This window comes from uncultured Aureimonas sp. (genome assembly GCF_913775355.1).
GTDB lineage: Bacteria > Pseudomonadota > Alphaproteobacteria > Rhizobiales > Rhizobiaceae > Aureimonas.
Map to the genome: position 1 here is coordinate 1 of NZ_CAJYIU010000312.1, position 7224 is coordinate 7224.

The 7224-nt window shown below is 70.9% G+C and carries 6 protein-coding genes; 4 read left to right on the plus strand and 2 right to left on the minus strand.

The features are described 5' to 3' along the window. Positions 1-188: 188 nt before the first annotated feature. Both QZ753_RS19035 and QZ753_RS19040 read right to left on the minus strand, forming a co-directional pair. Positions 189-1196, minus strand: a complete 1008-nt coding sequence (locus QZ753_RS19035) for an SDR family oxidoreductase (RefSeq protein ID WP_294645966.1) — start codon at positions 1194-1196, stop codon at positions 189-191. Between the two features lie 162 nt (positions 1197-1358). Next, positions 1359-2033 (minus strand): GntR family transcriptional regulator, encoded by a 675-nt coding sequence (locus QZ753_RS19040; RefSeq protein ID WP_294645968.1) that lies wholly within the window; start codon positions 2031-2033, stop codon positions 1359-1361. A 335-nt stretch (positions 2034-2368) separates the two neighbouring features. Here QZ753_RS19040 and QZ753_RS19045 point away from each other — a divergent pair, with 335 nt between their 5' ends. The 4 genes from QZ753_RS19045 to QZ753_RS19060 form a co-directional block, all read left to right on the plus strand. Then, positions 2369-3634, plus strand: a complete 1266-nt coding sequence (locus QZ753_RS19045; protein ID WP_294645969.1) for an NRAMP family divalent metal transporter — start codon at positions 2369-2371, stop codon at positions 3632-3634. A gap of 16 nt (positions 3635-3650) precedes the next feature. Next, positions 3651-4415 carry a 5-oxoprolinase subunit PxpA gene (locus QZ753_RS19050; RefSeq protein ID WP_294645970.1) on the plus strand — a complete coding sequence of 255 codons (765 nt, stop codon included), beginning with the start codon at positions 3651-3653 and terminating at the stop codon, positions 4413-4415. Positions 4416-4424: 9 nt separating this feature from the next. Further along, a complete protein-coding gene (locus QZ753_RS19055) occupies positions 4425-6047 on the plus strand; it encodes a 5-oxoprolinase/urea amidolyase family protein (protein ID WP_294645972.1) in 1623 nt (540 codons plus the stop codon). Beyond that, a partial coding sequence (locus QZ753_RS19060) for a biotin carboxylase N-terminal domain-containing protein (protein ID WP_294645974.1) occupies positions 6044-7224 on the plus strand: 1181 nt, incomplete at its 3' end. The genes QZ753_RS19055 and QZ753_RS19060, both read left to right, overlap by 4 nt.

Sequence of the window (7224 nt, forward strand, 5' to 3'; positions counted from 1 at the left end):
GTCCCGTCGCGCAGATGCGCACCGCCGGTCACGGCGGGGCGGCTCCGAAAGCCGCGGCCGTCGAGGAGGGCTGGGAGGAGTTCTGAGCGCTCCCGTCCAAGCGACGACCGACTATTTTTACGACCGCCGCGCTTCCGAAAGGGGCGCGGCGGTTTTGCGTTAGATGAAGGTGATGCGTCGACCCCGTGTCAGGGATTGCCCTTGCCGCCGTGCGCGCCGACCGCCGTGCCGGTCGAGAAGCTGGTGCCGTCCTCGGCCAGCGCCACGTAGAGCGGGGCGAGTTCGGCCGGCTGCCCGGCGCGGCCGAGCGGCGTGTCCTGTCCGAACTCGCCCATCGTGCCCTCGATCTGGCCGCCGGCCACCTGCAGCGGCGTCCAGACGGGACCCGGCGCCACGGCATTCACCCGGATACCTCGTCTGGCGAGCTGCTTGGCCATGCCCTTGGTGAGGTTCAGGATCGCCGCCTTGGTCGAGGCGTAGTCGATCAGCTCCTCGCCGGGATCGTAGGAGTTCACCGAGATCGTGTTGATGATGACGCTGCCGGGCGGCAGGCTCGGGATCGCCGCCTTCGAGACGCGGAATGTGTGGAAGACGTTGGTCTCGTAGGTCCGCACGAACTGCTCGTCGGAAATCTCGGAGATGTCGGCCTTGGACTGCTGGTAGGCTGCGTTGTTGACGAGAAGGTCGAGCCCGCCGAGCGCCTCCACCGCCTGACGCACGATGCCCTCGCAGGCCTCCAGCGTGCGGATGTCGGCGGGCAGAAGCACCGCCTTGCGTCCCGCCTCGCGGATGAGCTTCGCGACGTCCTCGGCGTCCGGCTGCTCGTCGGGATGATAGTTGATCGCGACGTCCGCGCCCTCGCGCGCGAAGGCGATCGCCGCCGCCCGGCCGATGCCGCTGTCGCCGCCCGTGACCAGCGCCCGGCGCCCGGTGAGTCGGCCGGACCCGCGATAGCTCGTCTCGCCGCAGTCGGGCACCGGTGTCATCTGCGACTGGAGGCCGGGCCAGGGCTGCTTCTGCTCGGGGAAGGGCTCGCTGGTGTAGCGCGTGCGCGGGTCGCTGAGGCGCGGCGATCCGTCAGCCGCCGCGGTGCGCCCCGCGTTCTGCGTCTCAGCACCGACGGGTGCCGCGATCGCGGCGGCGCCGAGGACCGCGCCGCCGAGGACGGTGCGGCGCGACAGGGTTCGATCGGTCATGGTTGCGGGCCTCCCGGCTGGTGCGACGACGGGATCGCCGCGCGTTCACGGCGAGCGCCGGTCATCCTGCGTCGGGAAGCCGCCCGTGCGGTCCGAGGTTCCGCCGCTGCCGGCTTTCAGGACCGGTTTCGAGCGCCGATCTCGTTAGCCGGGCATGCGCCGTCAGCCGGCGGGGGAGGCGCCCGTGCGGCGCGACAGCGCGCCGAGGATAATGCGTTCGGCGCGGCCGAGATAGGCGTCGAGGAGGTCGGCGGCGTCCGCGGGGCGTCCGGCTTCGAGCGCTTCCAGAATCGCCCGGTTGCCGTCGATGAAGGGCGCGTGCAGCGCTTCCGGCGTGTCGAGAAGGCCGAAGGCGAGCCGCAGCTCGGCGGCGACCTGCGCGTAGAAGGCGGCGAGCCGCGCGCTGTCGGCAAGATCGACGATCGCGGCGTGAAACGCCATGTTGGCGCTGCCGACCGCCTGCCAGTCGCCGGCCTCGTGCCCCGCCTCGGCCCGTTCCACCGCCGCGCGCATGCGGGCGATCGCGGGATGGCGGGGCTCGGCGCCGGCCAGCGCCCGGCACTCCACCAGCCGTCGGACGCGATAGATGTCGATCACCGCGGCGTGGTCGGGGGTGGTGACGAAGACGCCGCGATGGGGCTCGTGGCGCAGCAGCCCGTCCTTGGTGAGGAGCCGGAACGCCTCGCGCAGCGTGTTGCGCGACACCGACAGCTCGGCCGCGAGCGCGTTTTCCGACAGGCGCTGACCCGGCAGGAGTTCTCCCGCGATGATGCGGTCGCGCAGCCGCTCGGCCAGCCGCCCGGCGAGCGCGGACGATGCGATGTCCGGCGCGCTCATGCGACCCGACCTGCCGCGAAGCCGAGGCTCCCAATCGCTCCTCGCATCGCCATGGCGCTTTCCCGCTCCGTTCGAAGACGCCGCGACCATCGGCCATGCCGCCGGCGCGATCAAGCCGCGCCGGCGGCAGCTGGCAACCAACGCACCGGAATTGTTCAAGCAGGCCGCTTCGGCTGACCAACGATCCGGCAAAATGCCTGCCGCCTGCACATTTTGCAGGACAGGCATGCAAAAATCGTTGAACAATATTGACGATCGAGTTCAATCGAACGAAGCTAGTCATCGCAATTCAGCCGCAATTCTCCGGCTCACGCCGCCCCACAGGAGCCAAGACGATGGATCCCGCTTCCCCCGCATCCTCCTTGGCGCCGAGTGCGCCGAGCCTTGCCGAGACCGCTGCCGCCCGTCGCTCGTCTCTGGTCGCCGCCGTCTTCCTGATGGCGACCTCGGCGATCGGGCCCGGCTTCATCACCCAGACCGCCACCTTCACGGCGACCATGGGCGCGGCTTTCGCTTTCGGCATCCTCGCCTCCGTGCTGATCGACTTCGTGGTGCAGCTCAACATCTGGCGCATCGTGGCCGTGACGCGCATGCGCGCCTCCGACATCGCCAACGCGGCGATCCCCGGCGCCGGCTATCTCCTCGCCGTCCTTGTCATCTTCGGCGGCCTGATCTTCAACATCGGCAACATCGCGGGCTCCGGCCTCGGCCTCAATGCGCTGCTCGGGCTCAATCCGAAGGTCGGCGGCGCCCTGTCGGCGCTGGTCGCCATCGGCATCTTCTCGTCCAAGCGCGCCGGCGTCGCCGTCGACCGCATCATCGTGGTGCTCGGCCTCCTGATGATCGCGCTGACGCTTTTCGTCGCCTTCACCTCCAATCCGCCGGTCGGCGAGGCGCTGCGCCAGACCGTCTGGCCGGACGAGATCAATTTCGCCACGATCACCACCATCGTCGGCGGCACGGTCGGCGGCTACATCACCTATGCCGGCGCGCATCGCCTGCTCGACAAGGGCACGGTCGGCATCGAGAACCTCGGGCCCGTCACCCGCGCCGCCCTGTCCGGCATCGCCGTCACCGGCGTGATGCGCTTCGTCCTGTTCCTCGCGGTGCTCGGCGTTGTCGCCGGCGGGGTCACCCTCGACCTGTCGGGCCAAGCCGCGAACCCCGCCGCGCAGGCCTTCTATGCCGCGACCGGCGAGCTTGGCCTCCGCCTTTTCGGCGTCGTGCTCTGGGCGGCCGCGATCACCAGCGTGATCGGCGCGGCCTATACGTCGGTCACCTTCTTCAACACGTTCAACCCGCGCATCACCGAGCGGGGACGCGCCTGGTCGACGGTGGTCTTCATCGCCGTCTCGCTGGCCGCCTACATGGTGGTCGGCACGGCCCCGGCAGCACTCCTCGTCTTCGTCGGCGGCTTCAACGGCCTGATCCTGCCGATCGGCCTGACCATCTTCATCTATGCCGCCTGGGCGCGGCCCGACCTGATGCCCGGCTACCGCCACCCGGCATGGCTGACCGCGCTCGGCGTCCTGACCTGCGCGCTGACCTGGTGGATGGGCTACAAGTCGATCGGCCCCATCTTCGCCTTCCTCTCGATGTGACCGACGGAGGCCGCACATGACCGCCATCGACCTCAACAGCGATCTCGGCGAAAGCTATGGCGCTTGGGAAATGGGCGAGGACGAGACCATGCTCGGCCTCGTCTCCTCCGCCAACGTCGCCTGCGGCTTCCACGCCGGCGACCCGGCTGGCATCCTGCGCACCTTGAAGAGCGCCAGCGCGCAGGGCGTCGCGATCGGCGCCCACGTCTCCTATCCCGACCGCGGCGGCTTCGGCCGCCGCAACATGGACGTCGCGTCCGAGGACCTCGTCGCCGACGTGATCTACCAGATCGGGGCGCTGAAGGGCTTGGCCGAGGTCGCCGGAACCCGCGTCACCTACGTGAAGCCCCACGGCGCGCTCTACAACACGATCGCGAGCGACCCCCGGCAGGGGCGCGACGTGGTGGAGGCGATCCTCGCCGCCGATCCGTCGCTGGTCCTGATGTGCCTCGCCAACGCGCCGCTGGTGCGGCTCGCCGAGGACGCCGGCCTCAAGACCGTCTCCGAAGCCTTCGCCGACCGGGCCTATACGCCGGAGGGCACGCTGGTCTCGCGCCGCGAGCCGGGCGCGGTGATCCACGATCCAGCCGTGGTCGCGGCCCGCATGGCGCGGCTCGCCTCGGACGGCGAGATCGAGGCGGTGGACGGCTCGATCATCCGCCTGCGCGCCCAGTCGATCTGCGTCCACGGCGATAGCCCCGGCGCGGTCTCGATCGCCCGCGCCGTGCGCGAGCGCCTCATGGCCGACGGCATTTCGATCTCGCCCTTCGCGCCGGCCTGAGGAGCTTCGATGCGCATCCTTCCCGTCAGCCTGCGGGTCGTGCTGGTCGAGCTTGCCGACCTCGACGAGACGCTGGCGCTCTTCGCCTCTCTGGAGGCACAGCCCGTGGCTGCGGTCGAGGAGATCGTACCGGCCGCGCGCACGCTTCTCGTGCGCTTCCGGCCGGGAACGCCGCCCGACATGGCGGCGTTTACCGCCGACCTTCGCGCCCGCGACATCTCGGCGAAGGCTGCCGCCTCCGAGCGCCTCGTCGAGATCCCGACGCTCTACGACGGCGAGGACATCGACGACGTCGCGCGGCTGACGGGGCTCACGCCAGAGGCGGTCATCGCCCGGCACATCGCATCCGAGTTCACCGTCGCCTTCACCGGCTTCGCGCCGGGCTTCGGCTATCTTGTCGGCGGCGATCCCGCGCTCCACGTCGCGCGGCGCCAGAGCCCACGCACCCGCATTCCCGCCGGCACCGTGGCGCTGGCCGGCCCGTTTGCCGGCGTCTATCCGCAAGAGGGGCCGGGCGGCTGGCAGCTGATCGGCACGACGCCGCTCAAGATGTTCGACCTCGCACGCGATCCCTCGACCCTGTTCCAGCCGGGCACGCGCGTGCGCTTCACGCGGCTGGCCGAACGGGCCGCCTTCGACGCTATCGCCGCGCGGGAGGCGGCGCGCGCGCAGGCCGTTGCCGCACCGGCGCACCGTGACGGCACGTGCTTCCTCGTCACCGCCGCGCCGATGCCGCCGCTGTTCCAGGACGACGGCCGGCCGGGGCAGGCGGCGCAAGGGGTTTCCGCCTCCGGCGCGCTCGACCGCGCGGCGCTCCATGCCGCCAACCGAATGGTCGGCAACGAGCCGGGCGAGCCGGCGCTCGAGATCGTCGGCGGGGGCTTCGCCTTCACCGCGGACGGCGCTGCCGTCGTCGCCATCACCGGCACGGATGCCGCGCTCGAAGTCCGCGACGCGGCGGGCCGCCGGCAGATCGCCGAGGCCTATCGCCCGGTCTCGCTCGAAGCCGGTGACCGCGTCACGCTCCAGGCGCCCCGGCGCGGCCTTCGCACCTATCTCGCGGTCCGCGGCGGCTTTGCCGTCGAGCCGGTGCTGGGGTCGGCGTCGGTGGATTCTCTCGCCCGCCTCGGTCCTCCCGCCGTCGTCGTCGGCGACCGGCTGGCAGTGAACGCTCAATCAGGCCGTCGCCCCGTCGGCGCACCGGAGGTGCCGCCGAAGGATCTCCCGGCGCCCGGCGAGACCGTGGTGCTCGACGTGGTCATGGGTCCGCGCACCGAATGGTTCACGCAGGCCGGCATCGAAACCCTGACGACGCAGGAATGGACGGTGACGCCGCTCTCCAACCGCGTCGGCCTGCGGATCGAAGGCGCGGTGCCGCTGGAGCGGCGCGATTCCACGGCCGAACTGCCGAGCGAAGGCACGGCCAACGGCGCGATCCAGGTGCCGCACAACGGCCAGCCCGTCCTCTTCCTCGCCGATCATCCGCTGACCGGCGGCTATCCCGTCATCGCGACGCTCGCCGAGTACCATCTCGACCGGGCCGGACAGATCCCGGTCGGCGCGCGCATCCGCTTCAACGTGATCCGGCCGTTTGCCGAGATCGAACCCGAACGTTCCGAAGGTCGACCATGAGAAAAGTCCTCATCGCCAATCGCGGCGAGATCGCGCTTCGCATCGCCCGGGCCTGCCGCGACCACGGCGTCGCCTCCGTCGCCGTCTATGCCGACTGCGACGCCGACGCCCCCTTCGTGCGCTTTGCCGACGAGGCCTATCCGCTCGGCGGCAACGCGCCCGCCGACACGTATCTCCACATCGAGAAGCTGCTCGACGTCGCACGGCGTGCGGGGGCCGATGCCGTCCATCCCGGCTACGGCTTCCTGTCCGAGCGGCCGGAATTCGCCCGCGCGGTGACGGAGGCCGGCCTCAACTGGATCGGCCCCGACGCTCGCGTGATCGAGGCGCTCGGCGACAAGACGCGCGCGCGAGAGATCGCGGCCCGCGTCGGCGCGCCGCTCGTGCCGGGTTCGGACGGACCGGTGAGGGACGCCGGTGAGGCTTTGGCCTTCGCCGAAGCGCACGGGCTGCCGATCGCGATCAAGGCGGCGTTCGGCGGCGGTGGGCGCGGCATGAAGGTCGCCTGGAGGCTGGAGGAGGTGGAGGAGCTCTTCGCCTCCGCGACGCGCGAGGCGGAGGCCGCGTTCGGGCGCGGCGAGTGCTTCGTCGAGCGCTTCCTCGACCGGCCGCGCCATGTCGAGGCGCAGATCCTCGCCGATCGCCACGGCGCGGTGCTCGTCGTCGGCACGCGCGACTGCTCGCTCCAGCGCCGCAACCAGAAGCTGGTGGAGGAGGCGCCGGCGCCCTTCCTGATGCCGGAACAGCGCTCGGCGATCCACGAGGGCGCGCGCGCCGTGTGCGCCGAAGCCGGCTATGTCGGCGCCGGCACGGTGGAGTTCCTGCTGGGACAGGACGGTACGATCTCGTTCCTCGAGGTCAACACGCGGCTGCAGGTCGAACATCCCGTGACGGAGGAGACGACCGGCCTCGACCTCGTGGTGGAGCAGCTTCGAATTGCCGACGGCGAACCGCTGCGGATTCGCGAGACGCCCGAGCCGCGCGGCCATTCGATCGAGTTTCGCATCAATGCCGAGGACCCTGGCCGCGGCTTCCTGCCGACGCCGGGGTCCGTCACCCTGTTCGATCCGCCGTCGGGTCCGGGCGTTCGGGTCGATGCCGGCGTCGTGTCGGGCTCGGTCGTGCCGGGTCACTTCGATTCGATGATGGCCAAGCTCGTCGTCACCGGGCCGACGCG

Coding starts and splice junctions, on each gene's coding strand:
- QZ753_RS19035 (WP_294645966.1), bottom strand. CDS start 1,196: ATGACCGATCGAACCCTGTCGCGCCGCACCGTCCTCGGCGGCGCGGTC.
- QZ753_RS19055 (WP_294645972.1), top strand. CDS start 4,425: ATGCGCATCCTTCCCGTCAGCCTGCGGGTCGTGCTGGTCGAGCTTGCC.
- QZ753_RS19050 (WP_294645970.1), top strand. CDS start 3,651: ATGACCGCCATCGACCTCAACAGCGATCTCGGCGAAAGCTATGGCGCT.
- QZ753_RS19045 (WP_294645969.1), top strand. CDS start 2,369: ATGGATCCCGCTTCCCCCGCATCCTCCTTGGCGCCGAGTGCGCCGAGC.
- QZ753_RS19040 (WP_294645968.1), bottom strand. CDS start 2,033: ATGAGCGCGCCGGACATCGCATCGTCCGCGCTCGCCGGGCGGCTGGCC.